General features: G+C 72.6%; 22 protein-coding genes and 3 tRNA genes. 12 read left to right on the plus strand and 13 right to left on the minus strand.

Going from position 1 to position 26,079, the window contains the following annotated elements; all coding sequences use genetic code 11:
- Positions 1-294: 294 nt before the first annotated feature.
- The 3 genes from ACZ4XD_RS06245 to ACZ4XD_RS06255 all read right to left on the minus strand — a co-directional run bounded on the left by ACZ4XD_RS06245 (position 295) and on the right by ACZ4XD_RS06255 (position 3,301).
- Positions 295-1,989, minus strand: a complete 1,695-nt coding sequence (locus tag ACZ4XD_RS06245) for a serine/threonine-protein kinase (protein WP_468038698.1) — start codon at positions 1,987-1,989, stop codon at positions 295-297.
- Between the two features lie 137 nt (positions 1,990-2,126).
- Positions 2,127-2,648: a MarR family winged helix-turn-helix transcriptional regulator gene (locus ACZ4XD_RS06250; protein ID WP_468038700.1), complete on the minus strand. Its 522-nt coding sequence runs from the start codon at positions 2,646-2,648 to the stop codon at positions 2,127-2,129.
- Positions 2,645-3,301, minus strand: a complete 657-nt coding sequence (locus ACZ4XD_RS06255) for a DJ-1/PfpI family protein (RefSeq protein ID WP_468038702.1) — start codon at positions 3,299-3,301, stop codon at positions 2,645-2,647. Before ACZ4XD_RS06255 ends, ACZ4XD_RS06250 begins: the two co-directional genes overlap by 4 nt.
- Positions 3,302-3,571: 270 nt before the next feature.
- Here ACZ4XD_RS06255 and ACZ4XD_RS06260 point away from each other — a divergent pair, with 270 nt between their 5' ends.
- From ACZ4XD_RS06260 to ACZ4XD_RS06275, 4 genes are all read left to right on the plus strand, one after another.
- Positions 3,572-4,411: a VTC domain-containing protein gene (locus tag ACZ4XD_RS06260; RefSeq protein WP_468038704.1), complete on the plus strand. Its 840-nt coding sequence runs from the start codon at positions 3,572-3,574 to the stop codon at positions 4,409-4,411.
- Between the two features lie 135 nt (positions 4,412-4,546).
- Positions 4,547-5,917 (plus strand): aminotransferase class III-fold pyridoxal phosphate-dependent enzyme, encoded by a 1,371-nt coding sequence (locus tag ACZ4XD_RS06265; protein WP_468038706.1) that lies wholly within the window; start codon positions 4,547-4,549, stop codon positions 5,915-5,917.
- A gap of 162 nt (positions 5,918-6,079) precedes the next feature.
- On the plus strand, positions 6,080-6,757 hold the full coding sequence (locus ACZ4XD_RS06270; protein ID WP_468038708.1) for a GntR family transcriptional regulator: 678 nt from the start codon (positions 6,080-6,082) through the stop codon (positions 6,755-6,757).
- Positions 6,758-6,852: 95 nt separating this feature from the next.
- On the plus strand, positions 6,853-7,503 hold the full coding sequence (locus ACZ4XD_RS06275; RefSeq protein ID WP_042151518.1) for a hypothetical protein: 651 nt from the start codon (positions 6,853-6,855) through the stop codon (positions 7,501-7,503).
- A gap of 330 nt (positions 7,504-7,833) precedes the next feature.
- Here the strand turns inward: ACZ4XD_RS06275 and ACZ4XD_RS06280 are convergent, their stop codons facing one another.
- Positions 7,834-8,592 (minus strand): SLATT domain-containing protein, encoded by a 759-nt coding sequence (locus tag ACZ4XD_RS06280; RefSeq protein ID WP_468038710.1) that lies wholly within the window; start codon positions 8,590-8,592, stop codon positions 7,834-7,836.
- A gap of 287 nt (positions 8,593-8,879) precedes the next feature.
- Here ACZ4XD_RS06280 and purD point away from each other — a divergent pair, with 287 nt between their 5' ends.
- The 3 genes from purD (at position 8,880) to ACZ4XD_RS06295 (ending at position 14,240) form a co-directional block, all read left to right on the plus strand.
- Positions 8,880-10,145 (plus strand): phosphoribosylamine--glycine ligase, encoded by a 1,266-nt coding sequence (gene purD, locus ACZ4XD_RS06285; RefSeq protein WP_468038712.1) that lies wholly within the window; start codon positions 8,880-8,882, stop codon positions 10,143-10,145.
- Between the two features lie 493 nt (positions 10,146-10,638).
- A complete protein-coding gene (locus tag ACZ4XD_RS06290) occupies positions 10,639-12,522 on the plus strand; it encodes a hypothetical protein (protein WP_468038714.1) in 1,884 nt (627 codons plus the stop codon).
- A 236-nt stretch (positions 12,523-12,758) separates the two neighbouring features.
- Positions 12,759-14,240, plus strand: coding sequence for a N,N-dimethylformamidase beta subunit family domain-containing protein (locus ACZ4XD_RS06295; protein ID WP_468038716.1), 1,482 nt, complete (start codon positions 12,759-12,761; stop codon positions 14,238-14,240).
- Between the two features lie 37 nt (positions 14,241-14,277).
- Here ACZ4XD_RS06295 and ACZ4XD_RS06300 read toward each other — a convergent pair whose 3' ends face one another.
- A complete protein-coding gene (locus ACZ4XD_RS06300) occupies positions 14,278-15,177 on the minus strand; it encodes a LysR family transcriptional regulator (protein ID WP_468038718.1) in 900 nt (299 codons plus the stop codon).
- 100 nt (positions 15,178-15,277) lie between these two features.
- Between ACZ4XD_RS06300 and ACZ4XD_RS06305 the strand changes: the two genes are divergently transcribed.
- Positions 15,278-16,789, plus strand: a complete 1,512-nt coding sequence (locus tag ACZ4XD_RS06305) for an MFS transporter (protein ID WP_468038720.1) — start codon at positions 15,278-15,280, stop codon at positions 16,787-16,789.
- A 30-nt stretch (positions 16,790-16,819) separates the two neighbouring features.
- Positions 16,820-17,719, plus strand: a complete 900-nt coding sequence (locus ACZ4XD_RS06310; protein WP_468038722.1) for a phosphoribosylaminoimidazolesuccinocarboxamide synthase — start codon at positions 16,820-16,822, stop codon at positions 17,717-17,719.
- 42 nt (positions 17,720-17,761) lie between these two features.
- On the opposite strand, the gene ACZ4XD_RS06315 is transcribed toward ACZ4XD_RS06310, so the two are convergent.
- The 8 genes from ACZ4XD_RS06315 to ACZ4XD_RS06350 form a co-directional block, all read right to left on the minus strand.
- Positions 17,762-17,834 (minus strand) — tRNA-Gly (locus ACZ4XD_RS06315).
- Positions 17,835-17,887: 53 nt separating this feature from the next.
- A complete protein-coding gene (locus ACZ4XD_RS06320) occupies positions 17,888-18,490 on the minus strand; it encodes a response regulator transcription factor (RefSeq protein ID WP_042151969.1) in 603 nt (200 codons plus the stop codon).
- A 159-nt stretch (positions 18,491-18,649) separates the two neighbouring features.
- Positions 18,650-19,906: a sensor histidine kinase gene (locus ACZ4XD_RS06325; protein ID WP_468038724.1), complete on the minus strand. Its 1,257-nt coding sequence runs from the start codon at positions 19,904-19,906 to the stop codon at positions 18,650-18,652.
- Positions 19,907-19,934: 28 nt separating this feature from the next.
- On the minus strand, positions 19,935-20,750 hold the full coding sequence (locus ACZ4XD_RS06330; RefSeq protein WP_468038726.1) for an ABC transporter permease: 816 nt from the start codon (positions 20,748-20,750) through the stop codon (positions 19,935-19,937).
- On the minus strand, positions 20,747-21,793 hold the full coding sequence (locus tag ACZ4XD_RS06335) for an ABC transporter ATP-binding protein (RefSeq protein WP_468038728.1): 1,047 nt from the start codon (positions 21,791-21,793) through the stop codon (positions 20,747-20,749). Before ACZ4XD_RS06335 ends, ACZ4XD_RS06330 begins: the two co-directional genes overlap by 4 nt.
- A 158-nt stretch (positions 21,794-21,951) precedes the next feature.
- Positions 21,952-22,024, minus strand: a tRNA-Gly gene (locus ACZ4XD_RS06340).
- Positions 22,025-22,098: 74 nt separating this feature from the next.
- Positions 22,099-22,170 (minus strand) — tRNA-Gly (locus ACZ4XD_RS06345).
- 119 nt (positions 22,171-22,289) lie between these two features.
- Positions 22,290-22,610 (minus strand): histone-like nucleoid-structuring protein Lsr2, encoded by a 321-nt coding sequence (locus ACZ4XD_RS06350; protein WP_030086195.1) that lies wholly within the window; start codon positions 22,608-22,610, stop codon positions 22,290-22,292.
- Between the two features lie 300 nt (positions 22,611-22,910).
- On the opposite strand from ACZ4XD_RS06350, the gene purS reads away from it, so the two are divergent.
- Genes purS through purL form a run of 3 tightly spaced genes read left to right on the plus strand, consistent with a single transcriptional unit; the run spans position 22,911 to position 26,079 of the window.
- Positions 22,911-23,156, plus strand: a complete 246-nt coding sequence (gene purS, locus ACZ4XD_RS06355) for a phosphoribosylformylglycinamidine synthase subunit PurS (RefSeq protein WP_042151546.1) — start codon at positions 22,911-22,913, stop codon at positions 23,154-23,156.
- On the plus strand, positions 23,153-23,833 hold the full coding sequence (purQ, locus tag ACZ4XD_RS06360) for a phosphoribosylformylglycinamidine synthase subunit PurQ (RefSeq protein ID WP_468038731.1): 681 nt from the start codon (positions 23,153-23,155) through the stop codon (positions 23,831-23,833). The genes purS and purQ overlap by 4 nt, the downstream gene beginning before the upstream one ends.
- Positions 23,830-26,079 (plus strand): phosphoribosylformylglycinamidine synthase subunit PurL, encoded by a 2,250-nt coding sequence (gene purL, locus ACZ4XD_RS06365; RefSeq protein ID WP_468038733.1) that lies wholly within the window; start codon positions 23,830-23,832, stop codon positions 26,077-26,079. Before purQ ends, purL begins: the two co-directional genes overlap by 4 nt.

The raw sequence follows: 26,079 nt of genomic DNA on the forward strand, positions 1-26,079 counted from the left end.
CCGGGCACCCTCCCCCTTTTCGTTCCGTGCCGGAGACACGTTCCGGCGACAGGCGTCCTCTGAGCCTAGGCGGAGCGGGATCGCGCCACGGCCGATGGGGCGTTACGACGGGAGAACGATCGGGGGGTGACGGGGGAGCGACGGGCGGGTGACCAGGGGGGATGGCGGAGCTCCCGGCGCCGGGGAGCCGCCGGACCCCGCGTCATCTCGTCCCGGCGGTCGCCGCCCTGCCCAACACCGCCTGCAAGAGCGGCCGTTGACCGGCCGGGCGGCCGTCGCCCCGCCCGGGCGGCCTCACCCCGTCTTGGCGGCCGGTACCCCGGTCCTGCGGTACGTCAGCGCCTTCCCGTCGTCGGAGGTGCGGCGCAGGGTGCCGCCCACCATCTCCAGGGTGCTCGGCTCGCCGGGAACGCAGCTGTCGGTCGGTCCGGACACCACCGTGGACGGGCCGAGGCGGACCGGGGGACCCGCACTGGTCAGGGTGGCCGCGAAGGTGCAGCGGTAGTTCGCCCCGGTCGCCGTCATGGTCAGCACGGTGTCACCGGTCGTGCCCTGGGTGAGCGTGAGGCGCCGGCCATTGAGGGCGGAGTCGCCGACCGTCGTCTCCCAGGTGCCCAAGTAGTCCGCGGGAAGGCTCCCGTGCGCGGCGGACTGCGAGGCCCCGCCGGCTTCGCCCTCCGTCCGTACGCCGTCACCGCCGTTGTTGAGCACGGCATACGCGGTGACCGCACCGGCCCCGGCCAGCGCCAGCGCGACCCCGGTGACCAGGGCGGCCCGGGCACCCCGGCGGCGGCGCGACGGCGCGGCGGGGGCCGCGGCCGCATGGCCGTGCTGCCCGGGGGAGCCCGGCGGCGCGTACGAAGCCGGGCCCGGCGCCACGGGACTTGGCGGCGGCGGGGTGCGGTCCGCCGCGTCGGTACGCGAGACGGCGGTGGGCAGCGCATGCGTCCCGGGGGCTTCGGAGACGGGCGACGTGGCCGCGGCGCCGGCCCGGTCACCGCCCTCCGCCGTGAACTCCTGCGGGTCCTCCGCCTCCAGCAGCTCCACGGCATGCCGTCCCAGCCGGGCGATCAGCGCTCCCGGCAGCCAGGGCTCGCCGTCCGTGCCCGGCCCGTCCCCGGCCTCCGCCAGCGCCACCAACTCCGCGGGCGTGGGCCGCTGTTCCGGGTCCTTGGCCAGGCATCCGGAGACCAGCTCGCGCAGCTCGTCGGGCAGCGCGGAGAGATCGGGCTCCTCCTGGGCGATGCGGTACATCACCGCGGGCGCGATGCTGTCGGCCGTGCCGAACGGCTGCCGCCCGGTCGCCGCGAAGGCCAGGACGGACCCGAGGCAGAAGACATCGCAGGCCGGGGTCAGCGGCGCACCGCGCACCTGCTCCGGCGACATGAAGCCCGGCGAGCCGACCGAGGCGCCGGTACGCGTCACCCCGCTGCCGGTGACCGCCTCCAGCGCCCGCGCGATACCGAAGTCGATGACCCGCGGCCCGTCGATGGTCAGCAGCACATTGGACGGTTTGAGGTCGCGGTGGATGATCCCGGCCTCATGGATCGCGCCCAGCGCGCGGGCCAGCCCGGCGGCCAGGATCCGCACACTCCGCTCGGGCAGCGGACTGCCGCTGCCGCCGACGACCTGTTGGAGCGAGGGGCCCGCGATGTACCCCGTGGCGACCCAGGGGGTCTCGGCCTCGGTGTCCGCGTCCAGGACGGGCGCCGTCCACTCACCGCCGACCTGCTGCGCGGCCCGTACCTCCTGCCGGAAGCGGGCCCGGAACTCCTCCTGACCGGCCAGTTCCGCACGCACCAGCTTGACCGCGACCGTACGCCCACGGTCCGAACGGGCCAGGAACACCCGGCCCATACCGCCCTCGCCGAGCCGCCCCAGCAGCCGGTAGTCCCCGATCCGCTGCGGATCCTGCGCCCTCAGCGGCCGCAGCCCCCCGGGCCGCCCGGCCCACCCCTGCTGCTTCCCCGTCCGTATCAGCCGTTCCATGATCCCGTCGCCCTTTCCCCCGAAGCCGCCCCGCGAGCCATGGACGCCGGCGCCTCCGCACCCGGTGCTGCCCGCGGCCCGCTCCCCCGCGGTGGAGGATACCCAGCGCCCGCCGCGCCCCCATAGGCCGTCGGCCCTTATACCCCGGCGTCCGGCGGGGACTGGGGCGCGGCGGACAACGCGTCCAGCGCCGCCGACAGCTCCTCCAGCGCCGCCGTGACCCGCCCGAACCCGTCCGCCCCGCCGAGCTGTTCGTCCAGCCGGGCGGCGAACTCCCCGTGGCCGGGGGTGATCCGGGCGACGGCGGCCCGCCCCTCCTCGGTCGGGGTGAGGAGTTTGGCGCGGCGGTGCGCCGGGTTCGGCCGGTACGCGGCCAGGCCACGGGCTACCAGGAGGTCGGCGATGCGCTGCACGCTCTGGCGGGTGATGCCCATGACGCGGGCGATACCGGCGACGGGCAGCGGCTCGGGCAGCACGGCGCCCAGGACCTGCCACCAGGCCGCGGTCAGCCCGGCCGGCCGGGCCAGGCCGTCCGCGACGGAGAGGAACTGGCCGTTGAGCCGGAAGACGGCAAGGGCGGTACGGCTGAGGAGTTCCGCGGCCTCGGGCGCCGGGGACGCATCGGCCGCCCGGGACGCATCGGGCCGGGCCCCGCTCATACGGAGCCGTCCTCGGAGCCGTCCGTTCCCGCCGTCATCAAAACGGGGAAGGCAGCGGCGTCGGAGCGGGCGAACAGCCGGTACCAGGCGTCGAGGATCCGCGGCTCCATCACGTCGAGTTCGGCGAAGATCTCCCGGGCGAAGGCCACCGGCTCGGTCGGCCCCGCGGTGATCAGACCGCCGGCGCGCACCGCGTCGGCCTCGCGGTAGTGGTCGCCGCCCCGGTAGCCGGGCTGGGCGGCGAGGTACGGGGCGGCGCCGCTGGTGTGCGGACGGTCGTCCAGCAGTCCTTCCCGGGCCAGCCCCGCGGTCGCGCCGCAGATCGCCGCGACCGGCACCCCGGCGGCCAGGAACTCCCGGGCCTTGGCGGCGAACGGCAGCAACTCCTCGCCGGAATCCCACAGGTGGGCGCCCGGAAGGATCAGCAGCGCACTGTCCTCGGGGCGCAGGGCGTCGAGCGCGAGACCGGGCACGATCCGCTGCCCGCCCATGGTCGTCACCGGCCCGTCGGTGGTGGCCGCGACGGTGACCACCTCGTACGGGCCCCGCGCCGGACGGAAGTAACTGCCGCTGCGGAGATGGCCGATGGCGTGGCCGCACTCCCAGTCCGCGAGCGTGTCGTAGGCGGCGAGATGCACGGTGCGCGGATTCATGAGAGCTCCCTCGGCCGACGGCGGACCCCGGCCCACCGTTCCCTGTTGCCTCTACGACAGCATCCTGTCCTTACGACAGCATGCTGTCAACAAGCATCTGCCGCACACCGCCCCGACTTTGGCCGGGATGCATCGCCAACGGATGTCTCTTTCCACGGACCGGAACTTCCCGGCGGCGCAGCACGTAGAACGCCTACCGAGCCACCCCCGCACGCTCCCCCTCCCCTCCCCTCCCCTCCCCCTCCCTCCCGCCGTCCCCAAGGAGCCCGTGTGATCCCCGCCGTACGCGCCCTCGCCCGCGCCGCCATGGCCGCGCGCCCCGTGCCGCTCGCCGAGGTCCAGGCCCGCGCCGAACTCCGCACCCGCTTCGACCGCAGCTATCTCGTCCCGGTCGAGGTCTTCGCCGCCTTCGCGGCCGAACTCACCGGCCGCCGCGGGCCGGGCGGCCCGTTCGCGGCGCTGTGCGTCAACGGGCGCCGCTGGTTCCGCTACCACTCCGTCCACTACGACACCCCCGATCTGCGGTCCTTCCACGACGCCCGGCAGGGCCGCGGCCGCCGCTACCGGATCCGTGAGCGGCGCTACGCGGACACCGGGGAGCGGCAGTTCGAGGTCAAGCTGACGGGGCGGCGCGGCGAGACGGTCACCCACCGGCAGCCGCTGCTGCCGGACGCCGCGGCCCTCGGCACGGCCCCGCGCGGCTTCCTCGCCGCCGTACTGGACCGCTCCTACGGCCTCCCGGCCCCCGCCCACCTGCTCCGCACCGTCGAGACCGAATACCTCCGGACCACCTTCGTCGCGGACGGCCAGCGCATCACCTGCGATGCGGCGCTGCTCTGCCGGGACCCGGCGACCGGCCGGACGTTACGGGCCGACGGCGGGCTGCTCCTCGTCGGGACCCGGAGCGCCGGCCGGCCGACCGAGGCGGACCGGCTGCTGGCCGGCTTCGGCATCCGGGCCGCCGGATTCACCAAGTACTGCGGGGGACTGTCGGCGCTGCGCCCGCACCTGGTCGACGGTCACTGGCCGGACGCGGTACGGACGGCGTTCCCCGCCGCGGCCCGGCGGCTGCCGCCCGGAGCGCCCCCTGGAGTTTCCTCCAGGCCGTAGACACTCTGTCCGTGCGCGTGGTGAGCGCCATACACACTGTCGGTACCGGGCGCCGGGGCCTGATCCCTAGGCTGAGGAACGTTCGCCGCGACCGTCCCGCGGCGGCCCCGAGCGACCCGATCCGAGGTACTGACCGTGACCACGACGCCCTCCGCTTCCGCCGCCGACCCCGCTGCCGGGGCCGCTGTGAAGGCCGCCGACCGCGCGCACGTCTTCCACTCCTGGTCCGCGCAGGGCCTGATCGACCCGCTGCCGATCGCCGGCGCCGAGGGGTCGTACTTCTGGGACTACGACGGCAACCGCTACCTCGACTTCTCCTCGCAGCTGGTCAACACCAACATCGGCCACCAGCACCCCAAGGTCGTCGCGGCGATCCAGGAGCAGGCCGCGAAGCTGTGCACCATCGCGCCCGGATTCGCGGTGGACGTGCGCTCCGAGGCCGCCCGGCTGGTCGCCGAGCGCACCCCCGGCGACCTCGACAAGATCTTCTTCACCAACGGCGGCGCGGAGGCCGTCGAGAACGCCGTCCGGATGGCCCGCCTGCACACCGGCCGCGCCAAGGTCCTGTCGACCTACCGCTCGTACCACGGCGCCACCGCCGCCGCGATCAACCTGACCGGCGACCCGCGCCGCTGGCCCTCGGACACCGCCTCGGCGGGCGTGATCCACTTCTGGGGCCCGTTCCTCTACCGCTCCGCCTTCCACGCCGAGAACGAGCAGCAGGAGTGCGAGCGCGCCCTCGCGCACCTGGAACAGACCCTCGCCTTCGAGGGCCCGCAGTCGATCGCGGCGATCATCCTGGAGACCGTCCCGGGCACCGCCGGGATCATGGTCCCGCCGGCCGGCTACCTCGCCGGGGTCCGCGAGATCTGCGACCGCCACGGCATCGTCTTCATCCTCGACGAGGTCATGGCGGGCTTCGGCCGCACCGGCCACTGGTTCGCCGCCGACCACTTCGGCGTCACCCCCGACCTGCTGACCTTCGCCAAGGGCGTCAACTCCGGCTATGTCCCGCTGGGCGGCGTCGCGATCAGCGCCGAGATCGCCGCCACCTTCGACCAGCGCCCCTACCCGGGCGGTCTGACCTACTCCGGCCACCCGCTGGCCTGCGCCTCCGCCGTCGCCACCATGAACGCGATGGCCGAGGAGCGGATCGTGGAGAACGCCGCCGACATCGGCGAGCGGGTCATCGGCCCCGCGCTGCGCGAGATCGCCGACCGCCACCCGTCCGTCGGCGAGGTCCGCGGTCTGGGTGTCTTCTGGGCCCTGGACCTGGTCAAGAACAAGGAGACCCGCGAGCCGCTGGTGCCGTACAACGCGTCCGGCGCCGCCAACGCTCCGATGGCCGAATTCGCGGCGGCCTGCAAGCGCGGCGGTCTGTGGCCGTTCGTGAACATGAACCGGACGCATGTCGTCCCGGCCTGCACGGTCACCGAGGCCGAGGCCAAGGAGGGCCTGGCCGCCCTCGACGAGGCCCTGTCGGCGGCCGACGCCCACACCGTCTGAGGCCGGCGCCGGGCCCGCCCGGCGACCGGAACCGCAGGTCACAGGCGTGCCGAACGGCATGCTCACGGCAACCTCGGGCAGCGGACCAGCGCGGCCCTCGCCTATCGTGGGCGGGGGCCGCTCCCACTTGCGCGGTCATGGACGTCTAAGGAGACGCACACGATGCCCGCCGGCGGAGACAGCTCAGTCATACGACGCAGCACCCTGCGCCAGCAGATCGCCGACGCCCTGCGCGACGAGGTCCTGGCCGGCCGGCTGCCGTCCGGCCACCCCTTCACCGTCAAGGAGATCGCCGAGCAGTACGGCGTGTCCGCCACACCGGTCCGCGAGGCGCTGCTGGACCTGTGCGCCCAGGGCCTGCTCGACGTCGAACAGCACCGCGGCTTCAAGGTGCACGCCTTCACCGCCGACGACTTCCGCGCCATGGTCGAGGCCCGCACCCTGATCATCGAGGGCATCTTCCGCAGCGGCGCCGACCAGGCCCTGCGCGCCACCGCCGCCGGGGTGCTGATCTCCATCCGGCGCCGCGCCGACGAGGCCGAACGGGCCGCGCGGGCCGGCGACCTGGACGTGCTGATCGGCTACGACCTGCGCTTCTGGCGCGAGCTGAGCGGCATCGTGAACAACGCCTACATCAGCGACTTCCTCGACCGGATCCGCGTACAGACCTGGATGTTCGCGGTCCCGCTGCTGCGCCGCGAAGCCGACCTCAAGGGGCTGCTGTGGCACGACCACAGCGCGCTGGCCGACGCCCTGATCCAGCACGACCTGGCCACCGCCCAGCGGCTGATCACCGAGTACAACGAGCACTCCCTCGCTCTCGTCGGAACGCGCGGCTAGCACTACGCTGTCCCGACCATCGGCCGTAATGGGCCGTACCCGTAGCTGTACGTGCGCCGGTGTCCCCGTCCCCGACCGGAAGCGAGCCCACACTCGTGGCATGTGACCTGTGGCTGGTACCCCTCGTCGATGTGCTGTGCCACAGCCCCGACAACCCGTTCTCCGAAGAGATCGCCGCCTACGACAAGGCCCTGACGGAAGCGGGCCTGCCACCGGTCCCGGTCTTCAGCTATATGCCCGGCCTCTCCGGTGACGTCGCCCCCGTCGCCGGCTTCGACTACGACGCCCTGCACTTCCTGCGCCGCGCCTACCTGCTGCGGCTGTGCGGCCTGGAGGTCACTCCGGTCGACGAACTGGGCGGCGACTACGAGCAGTTGCTGGAGATGTTCGAGGCCACCGCCCAGCAGTCCCACCTGGTGTGGCACTACGACCACGCGGGCGCGTACGTCCCCGTCGACTTCCCGCACCCCCTGGCCAACGACGAGCTCCTGGAGGGCGGCGGCCCGCTCGGCTCCTCACACGGCCTGCTGCGCGACCTCGAACTGGTCGCGCCATCCCTGGGCATCGATCCGGCCAATCCCCCCGCCGCCCCCGCCCCACCGGCCGGCCCCACCTCCCTGGAGGAACGGGCCACCGCCACCCCCCTGGACGACAGCCCCTTCGCCCGAGAACGCCACGTCTGGCTGGGCCTCCACGCCGCCGCCACCCGAAGCCTCGGCCAAGGCTCCATGATCGTCTTCAGCTAACACCCGGCTCATTCCTCAACCGATCACCCGCACCGACCCACAAACACTCACCCCCACCGGCTTTTCCCCACCCACCCACGGGAGGGGACGGGCCGGAGGGGCAGGGGTGTGGGGCTTTGCTTCCGAAGGCTCCAAGAAAGAGCAAAGGCGGAGCGCAGCGGAGCGTAAAGCGAAGCAGTCCCACACCCCTGCCCCGGAGGCCCGTCACCGCACCCGACAGCCCCGCGCAGCGGCAACGCCCGCCGCAGGCGAAACGGCGGGGGCACCGCGCAGCGGGCAATAGACGGCGAGCAACAACCACGGCGGGAAAGCCGAAAACGTGGGAAGCATTCACTCTGGCGGCCGCTGCCGAGGCATATTCGGCCGCGGCCCCCGCACCGCGAACCGCCCCGCCACAGGCGCCCCCTCCGGCCGAGGAGAAACGGTGGCGGAGCCGCCTCCGCCCCCGCCCGCGGCAAACCGCAGCGCATCGGCCCGGAATTCCGCCATCCAGTCGGCCGTTTCGGCCCGCACCAGCTCGCCGAGGTCCTCGTTGAAGCGCCGCAGTACGCCCAGACAGCGCTCCGCCGCCTCGCCCGCGGTGCCCTCGGCCGGCCCGAGCACCTCCCGTACGCTCTCCGTCGCCCAGTCGAACTGGAGCGCCTCCAGCCGCCGGTGAATCGCCTGCGCGGTCGCCAGGTCCCGCATCCACCCGGCGGTCACCCCGAAATACCGGTCGCCGCCCACGCACACGGCGGCCAGCAGCAGCGACAGACAGCCCCAGCACGCGCCGCCCTCCCAGACCCCGGCGAGATCCAGCAGCGGCAGCGCCCCGCCGGCCGTCACCGCGGCCGCGGCGCCCAGCCGCAGTACCCGTGCGCCGCGGCGCTTGGCCACCCGGTCGTGCAGGTACCAGTCGGCGGCGCGCAGCGCGCCTTCCTCGGTCCAGAGATAGAGCGCGTCCAGACGGTCGGCCGGTTCGCCCCAGTCGCCGAGCGGGAAGACCCGTCCGGCGAGATCCCGGCGGACGGGCCCCCGGCCGCCGCTCTCCCGCCGGGGGCGGCGGCTCTCCCGAGGGGGCCCCTCGGGCTGCATCTCCGGCTGACTCACCCGTGCACTCCCTCTCTACGCTCTCTACAGATACGTGCGGTGCACGCGTGACATCCGGGACGGCCGTTGCGCGCAGTCCCCCTTCCTACCGCCGAACGGCTGGCGTCGGCCCCACGATCACGCTCTTTCCGCCCGGAAGTGGTGCGGGATCGGGTATAAGGCCGCCGGGCGTCTCACCCGAAAGAGTGGCCAACGCGGTGACGCACAGTTTCCAGCCGTCTCGGCGCCGCCCGCCCCCGGGCCCGGCCGACGTCGGGGCGGCCGGGGCTCTCGTCTAGGCTGCCACCGTGAAGGTCCTCGTCATCGGCGGCGGCGCCCGCGAACACGCCCTGTGCCGCTCTCTGTCCCTCGACCCCGACGTCACCGCGCTGCACTGCGCTCCCGGCAACGCCGGCATCGCCGAGGTGGCCGAATTGCACGGGGTCAACGCCCTCGACGGCCAGGCCGTCGCCGAACTCGCCGCCGGCCTGGAGGCCGATCTGGTCGTGGTCGGTCCCGAGGCCCCCCTGGTGGCGGGCGTCGCGGACGCCGTACGCGACCGCGGCATCCCGGTCTTCGGCCCCTCGGCCCAGGCCGCCCAGCTGGAGGGCTCCAAGGCCTTCGCCAAGGACGTGATGGCCGCCGCGGCCGTCCCCACGGCTCGCAGCTATGTCTGCACCACCCCGGAAGAGATCGACGCGGCGCTGGACGCCTTCGGTGCGCCGTACGTCGTCAAGGACGACGGTCTGGCGGCCGGCAAGGGCGTGGTCGTCACCGAGGACGTCGAGGCCGCCCGCGCCCACGCGCTGGCCTGCGACCGGGTCGTCATCGAGGAGTTCCTCGACGGTCCCGAGGTCTCCCTCTTCGCGGTCACCGACGGCGAGACCGTCGTCCCGCTCCAGCCCGCCCAGGACTTCAAGCGGGCCTACGACGGCGACGAGGGCCCCAACACCGGCGGCATGGGCGCGTACAGCCCGCTGCCCTGGGCCGACCCCAAGCTGGTCGACGAGGTCATGGCCACCGTGCTCCAGCCCACCGTCGACGAGCTGCGCCGCCGCGGCACCCCGTTCTCCGGGCTGCTCTACGCGGGCCTGGCGATCACCTCGCGCGGGGTGCGGGTGATCGAGTTCAACGCGCGCTTCGGCGACCCGGAGACCCAGGTCGTCCTCGCCCGCCTCAAGACCCCGCTCGCCGGCCTGCTGCACGCCGCGGCCACCGGCACCCTCGCCACCTTCCCGTCGCTGCGCTGGAGCGACGGCGCGGCGGTCACCGTCGTCATCGCCTCGCACAACTACCCGGACACCCCGCGCACCGGCGACCCGATCGACGGCCTCTCCGACGTCGTGGCGCAGGACGCCCCCAAGGCGTACGTCCTGCATGCCGGCACCAAGCGCGACGACTCCGGCGCGGTGCTCAGCGCGGGCGGCCGGGTGCTGTCCGTCACCGCCACCGGCTCGGACCTCACCACCGCCCGGCAGCGCGCCTACCGCGCCGTCGGCCGGATCTCCCTGGACGGCTCCCAGCACCGTACGGACATCGCCGCCAAGGTCGCGGACGAGGCCGCGGGCTCCTAGCGCGCACGGCTGCGACGGCGCGAGGGGCGCCCGGACGTGCCCCTCGCGCCCGTCGCGGCCGGTGACATCTCCCCTGGGACACATGGCACATACCGTGGCATATGCCTCAGGTCTGTGGGCGCAGACCGGGCCGCGCGTCGCCCATGGTCGGTGAGTGCAAACCGGGCCGAATCGCCCGCGGCCCATACCCTTCCGACACCGGTTCCCGGCTTTGCCCAAAGCCATTCCATCGAGTGACCGCACCAAGTAACCGGCTGACGAGACGAAAAGCCCCAACTAGGGTGCCGCGCAAGCGTCCTGTGGCGGCCGTGTCGGATTCCGGCACGCTGATCACGGCGGCGTCCGGCAAGTGGCTCACCGGCATTGCGATGTCAGTGGCCGGTGCCACAGTGGGTGGGGAGTGAGCTCGCTCCGCACAACGCGCAATTCTCGTACGTCCGTCCCGTGTTCTCTCCGTCCGGCTCCGTCAGGACAGCAGGGGGTGTACAGGCTCGTGGCAAGTCCGGAAACAGGCGTCCTGGCGGCGCGTGCCCGCGCCCTCGCCGTGCTGCGGATCCGCAGCACCGCGCTGGCCGTGGCGCTGCTGCCCGCGGCGGTGGCCGTGGTGCTGCTCGCCGGCCGGGCGACCGGCCATCTCGGCGCGGGCCCGGGCTGGGACCTCGCCCGCTGGATCGCCGGCGGCCTCGCGGTGCTCAGCCTGCTGCTGACCGCGCTGGTCGCCGTGGTCGTCGCGCGCGCCCGGCCCGCCCTCAGCCCGTCCGTCCCGATCTCCGAGAAGTCGGCCCCCGACCTCTACCGCCTGGTGCGCGACCTCGCCGACCGCTTGGAGGTCCCCGCGCCCTCCGCCATAGCGCTCACCCCGGACTGCGACAGCTGGCTGGAGGACCGTACGCACCGCGCCCACGGCCCGCCCCGCCGGGCCAAAGGACGGGCCGACGGGGAACGCCGGGTGCCCGAGGCGCCGGTCCTGGTCATCGGCTCGCCGTTCCTGTGGTGGATGCGGGTCGCCGAGCTGCGCGCCCTGCTGGCCCCCGTCGTGGCCGGCACCGGCCCGTCCGCGCACCCGGACATAGCGGCCGCCCGCCGCTTCATCCGTGGTCTGGACGCCGCGGTCGCGGTGTCCGCCCGCGCCCGGCGGCCGGTGCGGGGCCTCCCGCTCCGCTTCGTCGGCCGGGTGGCGCGGCTGCTGCTGCGAGCCGGCCGCGAACACGCCACGATCATGGAGCGGGCCGTCGCGGCCGCCGCCTCCGAGCGCGCCCAGACCGTGGACTACGGCCTGCGGATCGTCGCCCAGGAGCAGGTCGGCCTCGCGTACGCGGGCTGGGACCGGCTGCTGACCCGGGTCGCGCTGCCCGCCTGGCGGATGGGCCGCTGGCCCTCCCGGCTGGACGCCGGGGTGGTCTCCGCGCTCACCGAGCTCTCCCGCCGGGACCGCCTCGCCGACGGCTTCGCCTCCCGTCTCGGCGAGCGCCCCGCCTGCGACCTCCTGGAGGAGCCGGGCGCCATCGACCGCGCCGCCTCGCTGCTGGCCGCCCGTCTCTTCCACGGCGGCCCGTCCGAGCCGGGGCCCGACTGGTCACCGGTCGGCTGGAACCAGTACCCGGAAGAGGTCGTGGACCGGAAGTGGCGCCTGGAGGCCGCCCGCCTCCACCGCGTACTCGACAACCTCCCGGCGACCGCGCTCCCGGTGGCCCCGCCCGCACCGGCGGCCCCGGCCCAGGACCCGGCCCCCGCCGCCCCGCCCCTCTCGTACGCCCGCACCGCCGCCCGTACGCCCGGCCACCACCCGCCGGAGCGCCCGCCCGCTGACGAGCCCGCCATGGGGCCGCCCGCCGACGAGCCCGCCATGGGACCGCCCGCTGACGAGCCCGCCATGGGCCGCCGCGACGAGCAGCCGCCCGCCCCGGCCCCCGGCCCGACCCTGGCCCGCGTCATCGACCGGCTCGCCCATGACGCGTGCGCGGGCGATCTCGTCGCCGCCCGGCTGGGCGCGGAGGTCGAGCGCGAGGAGCGGGAGGAGGCGGCCCGCCAGGCCGCCCGCGGCACCTCGCAGCAGGACGCCGCCATCGGTGTGGCCTGGGGCGACGGCATGGCCGAGGGCGGCCTCCCGCTGTTCCCGCTCCAGCCGCCCCGTACGGGCCGCGAGCTGCTCGCCGACCATGTCACCGCCATGGTCTGCTGCGCCGCCGTCGACACCGCCGGTGCCACCCCGGGCCTGGACTGGCTCGACGGCCCGGCGCTGCTGGTCGACGGCGCCCGCCGCTCCGACCTCGGCCGCCCGGTGCTCAGCCTGGTCGACGACGGCGATGCGGAGCCGCTGCGCGGCTGGCTGACGACGATCGGCGTACGTCCGGAAAAGCCGGTCCGACTGGTATGACACCCGTCCGCGGCGGCCGGCGGAGCGCCGGGGCGTCCCGGGCCGCTCGCTCCATCGGCTGAATGTTCCCTTCCAGTTCGCATTTCGGGGGCGGTTGCATCTAAATTCACGACGAAGGGTGACGGAGTGGGTGCGTAATGTGATGTGCTGGGGGACGGCCGGCCGGGTTGGTCCCGCCGGCGCAGCACCGGCCCGAGGGGCCGCGGCCGATGGGGGACGCGGGAGGGGAGTGGAAGGTGGCGACGGATCAGATCAGGCGCTGGGAGTCGGGCGCCCTCGCCCACGCGGTCACGGACCCGTTCGGGCAGGGCCCGCTGCCCTGGCTGCGCGGCAGCGAGAACTACTTCGACTCCGGCCGCATCATCCCCTGGTACGTCGACCCCGCCGTCGCCCAGGGCGATATGGGCGTGCCCGCACCCCACAAGCACAACGGCCCGCGCACCGCCGATGACGTCCACCGCCAGATCAAGGGCTTCGCCGGCCCCGGCGCGGTGGCCCCCGGCGAGGCCATCGACTTCCGGGTCTCGGTCGACCCGCCCCAGCCGTTCAGCATCGACATCTACCGCATCGGCCACTACGGCGGCACCGGCGCCGCCAAGATCACCACCAGCCCGCGGCTGGCCGGCATCGTCCAGCCGCCCCCGCTGGCCGCCGAGCGCACGGTCTCCTGCCATCACTGGTGGCTGTCCTGGCGCCTCCAGGTCCCCACGTTCTGGAACCTCGGCGCCTATGTCGCCGTGCTCACCACCGCCGACGGCCGCTACCGCTCCCACATCCCCTTCACCGTCCGCGACCACGAGCCCGCCGATCTCCTCCTGCTGCTGCCCGACATCACCTGGCAGGCGTACAACCTCTACCCGGAGGACGGCCGCACCGGCGCCAGCCTCTACCACGCCTGGGACGAGAAGGGCGCGCTGCTCGGTGAGCGGGACGCCGCCACCACCGTCTCCTTCGACCGCCCCTACGCCGGCGCCGGCCTGCCCCTGCATGTCGGCCACGCCTACGACTTCATCCGCTGGGCCGAGCGCTACGGCTACGACCTCGCCTACGCCGATGCCCGCGATCTGCACGCCGGCCGGGTCGACCCGTCCCGCTACCGCGGCCTGGTCTTCCCCGGCCACGACGAATACTGGTCGGTGCCCATGCGCCGCACGGTCGAGGCCGCCCGGGACACCGGCACCTCCCTGGTCTTCCTCTCCGCCAACACCATGTACTGGCAGGTCGACCTCTCCCCGTCGCCCTCGGGCCCGGACTCCCTGCTCCACTGCCGCAAACGCCAAGGTCCCGGCCGCCCCGTGCTCTGGCGGGAGAACGGTGACCCCGAACAGCGGCTGATGGGTATCCAGTACGCCGGCCGGGTCCCCGAACCGGCCCCCCTGGTCGTCCGCAACGGCAGCCACTGGCTGTGGGAGGCCACCGGCGCCCACGAAGGCGATGAGCTCCCGGGCCTGGTTGCCGGTGAGGCCGACCGCTACTTCCCGCGCACCAGCCTCCCCAAGCACACCGAACGCATCCTGCTCGCCCACTCCCCGTACCGCGACAGCGAGGGCACCCGCCGCCATCAGGAGACCTCCCTCTACCGCGCCCCCAGCGGCGCCTGGGTCTTCGCCTCCGGCACCTTCGCCTGGTCACCCGCCCTCGACCGCCCCGGCCACGTCGACCAGCGCGTCCAGCGCGCCACCGCCAACCTCCTCGACCGCATCTGCAAACGCGACTGAGCCCACCGCCGTACCGCCAGGGATGGCAGGAGCGCCCTCAGCGTGCGGCGGCCGGTCCCCACTCCCGTGCCAGCGCCACGGTCAGCGCCCGGAAGATCCGCACCTCCGGATCGGGGTCCTTCTCCCGGGTCGCCAGCACACTCTGCGCCCACGGCGCGTCCAGCACCGGTATGTACACCGTGCCCGGCCATGGGTAGTAGCGCGCGAACGACTTCAGCGCCGAACCCGCACCCCGCCCCGCCGCCACGCTCGTCAGACAGTCGTGCGGCGTCAACGCCCAGTCGGGGCTGCGCCGTTCACCCTCGTCGAAGTACAGGTAGTCGGTGAAGGGCCGCGGGGTGTGCGGCGGCAGCCGCAGATACGGCAGGTCGATGATGTCCGCCCGCCGCACCCCCTCGTCCGCGGCGTCCGCGAGCGAGGACGCCGCGGACACCACCACGATCCGCTGCTCGGTCGTCAGCACATCGACGGTGATCCCCTCGCAGTGGAAGGCGGGACGGACGAACGCCACATCCACCCGGTCCTCGCGCAGCGCACTGCAGTGCTCGGTGAACGTCAACTGCACCAGCGACAAGGGGACGTCAGGGCGCGCCCGGCGGAAGGCGCTGACCGCGGCCGGGGTCACCTCGGCCGACCCGTGGCCCATGACGCCGACCCGCAGCGGCCGCCGCGGCGCCGCCCCCTGGGCCACGTCCGCCACATCGTCCATGGCGGCGTTGGCGGCGGCGAGCAGCGTACGGGCGTGGCTGACCAGCCGTAGCCCGGCCGGGGTCGGTGCCACGGGGCTCCGCTCCAGCAGCGGGGTGCCGAACTCCCGCTCCAGTTGCTGAATATGGCCGGTCACCGCCGCGGGCGACAGGAACAGCCGGGTCGCCGCCCGCCCGAAGTGCCCCTCCTCGACCACGGCGAGGAACGAGGAGAGCCGCCGCAGATCCATACGCCCCACGATAATTCCGGCCCGCGCCTGCGCCCGGGGCCGTTCACACTTCCTGAACGGGGGAGGCGCCGCGGCCCGCGCGGCCCGTAGAAAGCCCGGCATGACGACCACGGCAACCTCCGGCGCGGGTCTCCGCTCCGGCCCTCCCGCGCTTCCGCCCCGCCACTGGCTGCGCACCGGTTGGGTGATGACCGCGTCGGGCTGGAGCGCCAACCAGTTCTCCGCCCTGCTCGGCGCCTACCACTCCGGCCCCGGGCTGACCGAGGCCACCACCACCGCACTCTTCGGCGTCTACGTCCTCGGCCTGATCCCCGGACTGTTCCTGGGCGGCCCGCTCGCCGACCGCCGGGGCCGCCGCCCCGTGGTGTTCGGCGCGCTGGCGGTCTCCGCGCTGGCGACCGCGCTGCTGATGGCGGGTGCGACGGTCACCGGTCTGCTGTGGCCCGGCCGCTTTCTGACCGGCATCGGCGCCGGTGCCCTGCTCGGTGCCGGCAGCGCCTGGATCAAGGAGCTGTCCTCGCCGCCGTACGACACGGTCTCCGCGGCCGGTGCCGCGGCCCGCCGCTCGGGACTCTTCCTCTCCGCGGGCTTCGCCACCGGCGGACCGGCGGCGGCACTGATCGCCCAGTGGGCCCCGGCACCCCTGATCACGGCCTACCTCCCGCACCTCGTCCTCTCCGCGGCGGCCGCCCTCGCCGCGGCCCGCACACCGGAAACCGCCCGAGCGGGCGGGCCGTTGGCGGGCACGGCGGGCACGGCGGGCACGGCGGGTACGGCGGGTACGGCGGGCACGGCGGGCACGGCGGGCACGGCGACGGCCACGGCGGCGGGGCGCGGGGCGGGGGCCAGGCAGGCCGGATCCGCTACGGGCGAGCGCGCGGCGCCGGTGGGCACCAACGCATCCGCGACAGCACGAGCCACCCCCGCCCCCGACCCCGGCACCGCCTTCCGCCGCCTGGTCGCCCCGGTCGCCCCCTGGGTGTTCGTCGCCCCCAGCATCGCCCTCGCCACCCTCCCCGGGCTCGTCGACGCCGGGCTCACCGGCTGGCAGACCGTGTACGCCGGCCTCGTCACCGCCGTCACCCCCGGCACCGGACTGCTCGTCGCCCCGCTCGCCCGCCGCCTCGCCGCCCGGCACCGGACTGCTCGTCGCCCCGCTCGCCCGCCGCCTCGCCGCCCGGCACCGCGTCGCCACCGCCGTCGCCGGGCTCGCCGCCGTCATCCTCGGCCTGCTCCTCGCCGCCTCCGCCGTCGCCGGCATACGCCCCGACCTCGCCCTGCTCGCCGCCGCCGTCCTCGGCGCCGGATACGGCCTCTGCGTGGCGTACGGCCTGACCGAGGTCGCCGCCCTGGCGCCCCCGGGCGGGCTGGCGCGCCTCACCGCACGCTTCTGGGCCCTGTGCTACCTGGGCTTCTGCACCCCTTACGCGATCACCCTGCTCACCGGCTGGTTCTCCCCGGCCACGATCCTGCTCGCCGCGGTCGTCCCGGCGGCGGCCACCCTCGCGCTGATCGCCCGCCGGGGCACCCGCCGCACCGGCTGACACCGGACTCCGGGGGCGCACCCGGCCCCCGTCCGTCACCTCCGGCGTGCGTGAGGGAGAATCGGTAGGACTCCTGGATCAACCTACGCGGAGGAAGCGTGCCCGGTTTTGTAGAAAAGCCTGAGCCGGTGGAGGTCCCCGGGCTCACCCACCTCCACACCGGCAAGGTGCGCGACCTCTACCGCAATGCCGCCGGTGACCTGGTCATGGTCGCCAGCGACCGGACCTCGGTCTATGACTGGGTGCTGCCCACCGAGATCCCGGAGAAGGGCCGCGTCCTCACCCAGCTGTCCCTGTGGTGGTTCGATCAGCTCTCCGACCTGGTCCCGCACCACGTCCTCGGCACCGACGTCCCGGCCGGCGCCCCCGCCGACTGGGCGGGCCGCACCCTGGTCTGCAAGTCGCTGGACATGGTCCCCGTGGAGTGCGTGGCCCGCGGCTACCTCACCGGCTCCGGCCTGGCCGAGTACCGGCAGACCCGTACGGTCTGTGGGCTGGCCCTCCCCGAGGGTCTCGTCGACGGCTCCGAGCTCCCCGCGCCGATCTTCACCCCGGCCACCAAGGCCGCCGTCGGCGACCACGACGAGAACGTCTCCTACGAGGAGGTCGCCCACCAGGTCGGCACCGAGGTCGCCGCCGAGCTGCGGCAGACCACCCTCGCCGTCTACGGCCGGGCCCGCGACATCGCCCGCGAGCGCGGCATCATCCTGGCGGACACCAAGTTCGAGTTCGGCTTCGCCGAGGGGCAGCTGACCCTGGCCGACGAGGTCCTGACGCCCGACTCCTCGCGCTTCTGGCCGGCCGACCTGTGGCAGCCGGGCCGCGCCCAGCCGTCCTTCGACAAGCAGTTCGTGCGCGACTGGCTGACCTCTCCCGCCGCGGCCTGGGACCGTACGGGCGAGGAGCCGCCGCCCGCCCTCCCGCACGAGATCGTGGAGAGCACCCGCGCCAAGTACATCGAGGCATACCAGCGCCTCACCGGCCTCAGCTGGGCATAACGGAAAGGACCCCGGTCAGCGACCGGGGTCCTTTCTTCCTTGAGCGGACGACGAGGCTCGAACTCGCGACCTCAACCTTGGCAAGGTTGCGCTCTACCAACTGAGCTACGTCCGCAGGCTCCGCGCAAAGCTCCTGGAATCAGGCGCCGCCGCGCGGTGCGGGGTCCACTATAGCCAACCCCGCTCGCGGGCGAGGCGCGCCGCCGCATGGCGGTTCTCCGCACCCAGCTTCGCGGTCGCCGACGAGAGATAGTTCCGCACCGTCCCCGGCGACAGCGATGCCCGTGCCGCGATCTCCGTGACCGGCGCCCCGGCCTCGGCGCATTCCAGTACCTCCGCCTCCCGGACCGTCAACGGCGACTCCCCGGCGCTTATCGCGTCCGCCGCCAACTCCGGGTCCACATAACGGTTTCCGGCATGCACCGTGCGGATGATCTCCGCCAGCCGCTGCGCCGACACGGTCTTCGGTACGAACCCCCGCACTCCGGCCTCCAGCGCCCGCTTCAGATGCCCCGGCCGCCCATGACTCGTCACGATCATCGACCGGCACCCCGGCACCTCGCCCCGCAACGATGTGGCCACCGCCACACCGTCCGTCCCCGGCATCTGGAGATCCAGCACCGCCACATCCGGCTCATGCGCCCGCGCCATCGCCCGTGCCTCCGGCCCCGTCGCCGCCTCGGCCACCACCAGCAGATCGTCCTCCAGCGACAACAGCGCCGCCAGCGCCCCACGGATCAGATGCTCGTCATCCGCCAGCAGCACCCGGATCGCCCGCTCACTCACTCCGCCACCCCGCCTCTCCCTCCACCCTGGCCCCCGGCACGCTCCCCACCCGGCCTCTCCCCACCACGGACCGCTCCCCGCAGGCTCCCCGCCCCGCCTCTCTCCACCACGGACCGCTCCCCGCAGGCTCCCGCCCAGCCTGCGCTATCCACTCGCCGCCCCCATCGGGAGTTCGACCGTCAGCCGGAAGCCGCCGTTCGGGACCCGGCCCGACGTAAGGCTCCCGCCCAAGGGGCGGAGGCGTTCCCGGAGCCCCTTGAGGCCGCTGCCGGGGGCCGATCCGGTGACCGTCTCGTCCGGCGGGTGGGTGACCCCGTCGTTCTCCATGGTCATCACGAGCACCGAGCGCTGCGGATCGATCCGGGTCCGCACCGCACAGCTCCGCACCTCCACCGCATGCCGCAGGACGTTCGTGGTGCCCTCACGGACGACCCAGCCGAGCGCCGACTCCACCTCCGGCGACAGCCGCGCCCCCTCCTCGCCCTCGATACGGCAGTCCACCCCGGCCGCCCGCAGTATGGAACGGGCCCCCGCCAACTCCGCCTGGAGATCGGCCTTCCGATAGCCGCGCACCACCTCCCGGACCTCCCGCTGGGCCTCCTGGGCGATCCGCTGCACCTCCACCATCTGCTCCACGGCCTCCGGCCGCTCCCGTCGCGCCAGCTGGACCGCCAGCTCGCCCTTGAGGGCGATCACCGCCAGATTCCGGCCCATCACATCGTGCAGATCCCGGCTGAACCTCAGCCGCTCCTCGGCGACCGCGAGCCGTGTCTCGGTGCCGCGGGCCGCATCCAGCTTCCAGATCACGCCGAGCAGCCAGCCCGTGGGCCGCGCCAGCCCGAAGCTCCAGATACCGGCGAAGAGCAACAGGACCGCCATGCCCACCGCGCTCAGCCAGGAATGCGTGAGCAGGAAGAGCAGCGCCATGGCCGCGACGGCGCTGCCGGCCAGCGCGGCCAGGAACTTCCGCTTGGACACCACCAGGCTGTGGGCCATGAAGAACGGTGTGAGGGTCGCGCCGATCGCCAGCCCTATCGAACCCACACCGTCCTTGTCGGCCGGACCGTGGACGGTGACCAGCGCGAACAGCGCGACCTCGGCGACGAGGGTCAGCACCCCCGAGACCAGCAACAGGGTGCGCGGCGTCGCCCCCCGATCCAGATAGCGGTTCACCGCCCGGTTCAACAGCGGTACCGCGAGCCCGGCCTGAGCCACATTCAGCCCCATGGCCACACCGGCCAAGGTGACCGGCAGTGGGCTGCCGCCCGCCCTGCCCATGACGGGCGCCATCCCGCTGAGCACGGGAAGCCAGGGGAGGAGGTACAGACTGCCCCGGAAATAGGCGTCGATCATGGCCATCTGGCCCCGCCGCCGCCACATCGCCCGTAGCTTGCCGATCATCCGCTGCCGCCCCCGTCGTCCCGATCGCCTAGCGCCTCGGCTCCCAGCGGAACCACCGCTGGACAGCAAACAACGCGAGCCCCGTCCAGACCAAGCCGGTGATCAGCTGCCCCACCGTCTCCTTGAGGCCCGCGCCCCCGGTCCAGCCGGCCCGTATCAGCTCCATCGCCGGTGACAGCGGGAGCAGTTCGAGCACGGAGGCCACCCGCTCCGGAAGGATGTCCAGCGGGACGACCATCCCGGACCCCGCCAGCGACACCATCATGAAGGGGAGCACGGCGAGCTGAGCGGCCTCGGCCGACTTGGCGAGAACGGAGGACGCCGCGGCGAACCCCACGGTCGCGGCCATGCCGAGCACCACACCGGCGATCAGGAGATGCGGCGCGGTGGGCATTCCGGCGTCCAGGAGCACGCCGCCCAGGACCACCAGCAGGACACACTGCACCAGCCCCAGCAGTACCGCCGGCAGCGCGGTGCCCGCCAGTATTTCCAGATCCCGCAGCTCACCGGTACGCAGCCGCTTCAGGACCAGTTCTTCACGCCGCGCGGTGTACGAGCCGGTGAGGCTGGAGTAGACGGCGAAGACCAGGACGTATCCGAGGGTCGCGGGCAACAGCGCCGAGCCGATCGACAGCCCGGTGCCGGCCACCATGTTCTCGACCGCCCCCTTCATGGCGAACGCCAGGGCGACCGGGATGATCAGCGAGGTCGTCAGCGCGGTCTTGTTGCGGCCGAGAAGGGTCAACTCGGCCCGCCCCAGGGCGAGGAGACGCCCCGCGGCGCCGGTCTCCCCGGGTGATCCGGCGCGCTCGATACCGCCGGCTTCCCGCACGCTTGCCCTCATGAGTTCTCCAGCCCCTTTGCGATGTGCAGAAATGCCTCTTCCAGAGACGCGGACCTGACATCCAGATTGGCCAGCGCTATCCCCTTGTCCCGCGCCCAGACCAGGACGCCGGTCGCGGCCCGCTGCAGCTCGTCCGTCCGCAGCCGGACCGTGCGCCCGTCCGTCTCATGGCCGAGGACGCCCAGTTCGCCCAGCGGCGGGAGATCACCGAGATGGAATCCGGTGGGCAGCTCGAAGGAGATGTGCGAAGGGTGTGCGGCGACCACGTCCGCGACATGACCCGCCGCCGCGATCCGCCCCTCGTGCAAGATCGCCAGCCGGTCCGCCAGCTCCTCGGCCTCTTCGAGATAGTGCGTGGTCAGCACGATCGTGGTCCCGGAGTCCCGCAGCTCACGGACCAATTCCCACGTGGCATGGCGCGCTTCGGTGTCCAGCCCGGTCGTCGGCTCGTCCAGGAACAGCACCTCGGGCCTCCCCAGCAGCGCCAGAGCGAGATCCAGCCGCCGGCGCTCGCCACCGGACAGCTGCTTGACCCGCACATCCCTGCGCCGCTCCAGCCCCACGGAGCCGAGCGCTTCGTCGACCGGGCGCGCCCCGCTGGTGCACCCCGCCCACATCCGCACGGTCTCCGCGGGCGTCAGCTCGGCGGGGAAGCCGCCCTCCTGGAGCATGACGCCCACCCGGGGCCGCACCTTGCGCCGCTCCCGGAACGGGTCATGGCCAAGGATCCGGACCCGCCCGGCCGTGGGCAGGGCCAGGCCCTCCAGCAGTTCGAGCGTGGAGGTCTTGCCCGCCCCGTTGGTCCCCAGAAGCGCGAACAGCTCCCCGCGCTCGACGGAGAAGTCGATACCGCGCACGGCCTCGAAGCTCCGCTGCCCGCTCCGCGCCTTCTCCTCGCCACGGTCCCGCGGACCGCTCGTGCGCCGGCCGCCGGCGCCGTAGCTCCTGCGCAGGCCGGTGACTTCGATCACATCGACCCCGGAACCGGCGCTTCGCGCGCCGCCGCGGCCGACACCCCCGATGGTTTTCTCCCCGATGTTCATGAGACCAGCGTTCCGCCGGATCAAGGTTCCGGGCAGTGCGGGCTGTCATCGCAGCTGATGACAAATGTCAGTTGCCTCCGCGCGGAAGCAGGGAAGGGGGAGAGGTGATGACACAGAAAGAAGGCCCCGGTCGCAATGACCGGGGCCTTCTTTATCTGAGCGGACGACGAGGCTCGAACTCGCGACCTCAACCTTGGCAAGGTTGCGCTCTACCAACTGAGCTACGTCCGCAGGCATCCACTCGGCTTTCACCGAGCGGCGCGACAGCTACTCTACCTGATCCTTTAGGAAGGTCGAGCAGTCAGAGCGGGTGACAGGGATTGCACACTGCGCCTCCCCCTTGGAAAGGGGGCGCTCTACTACTGAGCTACACCCGCGTGACTCCGTGAGGTCCGGCCTTTCGGCCTCGCCCCTCGGCGTGCTCCAGACTCTAGCTGATCAGTAGGGGTGCTGTGCAAGTCGGCTGCGCGCGGGCCGAGTGATGCCGGCAACTCCGTCAGTGATTGGCGGCGTTGAAGGCCTCGTAGACCTTCTTCGGGATCCGGCCGCGCGGCGGGACGTCCATCTGGTTGGAGCGGGCCCAGGCGCGGACGGCCGCGGGGTCGGGGTTCACCGCGGTCCGGTGGTAGGCCTTGCCGGACTTGGCCCGCTTGCGGCCGGCCTCGACGAACGGGGCGAGGGCACCGCGCAGTTTCTTCGCATTGGCGGGATTGAGGTCGATCTCGTACGACTTCCCGTCCAATCCGAAGGTGACCGTCTCTGCGGCTTCTCCTCCGTCGATGTCATCGGAGAGCGTTACTACTACGCGCTGCGCCACGGATATCGGTCCTTTCGGGGAGCAACCCCTTGTTGACATGGGGTGATGCTCCGGATCCGGCTGATTGGGATCAATGCTTTTTCATTTGTACAGCGATGGGCATTGCATTGTGAAGCCCAGTTAATTTTGTCAGCGTGTCTTCCCGCAATCCGGACCCCGGATCTTTTCGAGGATTTTTCCTGCGGTGCACTCCTGCCGATACCTGACCGTGATCCGGCGCACTGTATATCTATGCGCGTAGATTTTCGAACACGGTACTGTGAGGACACCGCCTTACGCACCACACCACCGGGAGTGCCAGTGGCACGCGTCGTAGTCGACGTCATGCTCAAGCCGGAGATCCTCGACCCGCAGGGGCAGGCGGTGCAGCGCGCACTGCCACGCCTGGGCTTCGAGGGGATCGCCGACGTCCGTCAGGGCAAGCGTTTCGAACTTGAGGTGGAGGGTCCGGTCGACGAAGCCGCCCTCGCTCGCATCCATGAGATGGCCGAGACCTTCCTCGCCAACACCGTCATCGAAGACTTCACCGTGCGGGTCGACTCATGACCTCGCGGATCGGAGTCATTACCTTCCCCGGCACGCTCGACGACCGCGACACCCAGCGCGCGGTCCGGCTGGCCGGCGCCGAAGCGGTGCCGCTGTGGCACCGCGACAAGGACCTCAAGCAGGTCGACGCCGTGGTGCTGCCCGGTGGCTTCTCGTACGGCGACTATCTGCGGGCCGGGGCCATCTCCCGTTTCTCGCCGGTGATGGAGTCCGTTATCGAGCAGGCCAAGGCCGGTATGCCGGTCCTGGGTATCTGCAATGGCTTCCAGGTGCTCACCGAGAGCCACCTGCTGCCCGGCGCCATGCTGCGCAACAACCATCTGCACTTCATCTGCCGCGACCAGAAGCTGCGGGTGGAGAACGCGGAGACTTCCTGGACCGTGGACTACACCTCCGGCCAAGAGATCAGCGTTCCGCTGAAGAACATCGACGGCCGGTACGTCGCCGACGAGCGCACGCTCGACATGCTGGAGGCCGAGGGCCGGGTCGCCTTCCGCTACCTGGACGGCAACCCCAACGGTTCGCTCCGCGATATCGCCGGCATCACCAATGAGGCGGGCAATGTCGTCGGCCTCATGCCGCACCCCGAGCACGCCGTGGAGCCGCTGATCGGTACGGGCCGTACCGACGGCCTCGGATTCTTCACCTCGATCCTGAAGAAGCTGGTCAACGCATGACTCTCGACACCGTCAAGCACGCAGCCGAGACGCCGGACACCGACCAGCCGTGGGCCGAACTCGGCCTGAAGCAGGACGAGTACCAGCGCATCCGGGAGATTCTCGGCCGCCGTCCCACCGGCGCCGAACTCGCCATGTATTCGGTCATGTGGTCCGAGCACTGCTCCTACAAGAGCAGCAAGGTCCATCTGAAGCAGTTCGGTGAGAAGGCCCCCGAGAACGACGCACTGCTCGTCGGCATCGGTGAGAACGCCGGTGTCGTCGACGTCGGCCAGGGCTACGCCGTCACCTTCAAGGTGGAGTCCCACAACCACCCCTCGTACATCGAGCCCTACCAGGGCGCGGCCACCGGCGTCGGCGGGATCGTCCGCGACATCCTGGCCATGGGTGCCCGCCCGGTCGCCGTCGTCGACCCGCTGCGGTTCGGCGCCGCCGACCACCCCGACACCAAGCGCGTCCTGCCGGGCGTGGTGGCCGGCATCGGCGGCTACGGCAACTGCCTGGGTCTGCCCAACATCGGCGGCGAGGTCGTCTTCGACTCCTGCTACCAGGGCAACCCGCTGGTCAACGCCGGCTGCATCGGCGTCATGAAGCACGAGGACATCCACCTCGCCAAGGCGTCCGGCGCGGGCAACAAGGTCATCCTCTACGGCGCCCGCACCGGCGGCGACGGCATCGGCGGCGTCTCCGTGCTGGCCTCGGAGACCTTCGACGACTCCAAGCCCGCCAAGCGCCCCGCCGTCCAGGTCGGTGACCCCTTCCAGGAGAAGCTGCTCATCGAGTGCACCCTGGAGATCTTCAAGGAAGACCTGGTCGACGGCATCCAGGACCTCGGCGGCGCCGGGCTGTCCTGCGCCACCAGCGAGCTCGCCTCGGCCGGCTCCGGCGGTATGCGCGTCGAGCTGGACACCGTGCCGCTGCGCGACTCCTCTCTCTCGCCCGAGGAAATCCTCATGAGCGAGTCCCAGGAGCGCATGTGCGCGATCGTCGAGCCCGGGAAGGTCGACCGCTTCCTGGAGATCTGCGAGAAGTGGGATGTCATCGCGACCGTCATCGGTGAGGTGACGGACGGCTCCCAGCTGGAGATCTTCTGGCACGGCGAGCAGATCGTGGACGTGCCACCGCGCACCGTCGCCCACGAGGGCCCGGTCTACGAGCGCCCGTACGCCCGCCCCGACTGGCAGGACGCCCTCCAGGCCGACGACGCCGCCAAGCTGGCCCGCCCGGCGAACGCGGAGGAACTGCGGGCGCAGGTCCTGCGGCTGGTGGCCTCGCCCAACCAGGCATCCAAGGCGTGGATCACCGACCAGTACGACCGGTTCGTGCAGGGCAACACCGTCCTCGCGCAGCCGGAGGACGCCGGTATGGTCCGCATCGACCCGGACAGCAACCTCGGTGTCGCCCTCGCCACCGACGGCAACGGGCGCTACGCCAAGCTCGACCCTTACACGGGCGCGCAGCTGGCGCTGGCCGAGGCGTACCGCAATGTCGCCGCGTCCGGTGCCAAGCCGCTGGCGGTCTCCGACTGTCTGAACTTCGGTTCGCCCGAGGACCCGGCCGTGATGTGGCAGTTCGCCGAGGCCACCCGTGGTCTCGCCGACGCCTGCCAGACCCTGGGCACGCCCGTCACCGGCGGCAATGTCTCGCTCTACAACCAGACCGGCGAGGTGGCGATCCACCCGACCCCGGTCGTCGCGGTGCTCGGTGTCATCGACGATGTGAACCGCCGTACGCCGATCGCCTTCGCGGAAGAGGGCCAGCTGGTCTACCTCCTGGGTGACACCCGCGAGGAGCTCGGCGGCTCGGCGTGGTCGCAGGTCGTGCACGACCACCTCGGCGGTCTGCCGCCGAAGGTGGACCTGGAGCGTGAGCGGCTGCTGGCGGAGGTGCTGATCTCGGCCTCCCGTGACGGCATGATCGACGCCGCGCACGACCTCTCCGACGGCGGTCTGATCCAGGCGCTGGTGGAGTCCTGCCTGCGCGGCGGCAAGGGCGCCCGCCTCGTCGTTCCCGACGGGCTGGACCCCTTCGTCCTGCTGTTCTCGGAGTCGGCGGGCCGTGCGGTCGTCGCCGTCCCCCGCAGCGAGGAGCTCCGCTTCACGGACATGTGCGGTGCCCGGGGGCTGCCGGCCACCCGCATCGGTGTGATCGACGGCGCGGAGATCGACGTCCAGGGGCAGTTCAGCATCCCGCTGAGCGAGCTGAAGGAGTCGCACGAGGCGACGATCCCGGGCCTGATCGCCTGA

The sequence above is a fragment of the Streptomyces sp. NPDC029466 genome, from assembly GCF_055574515.1.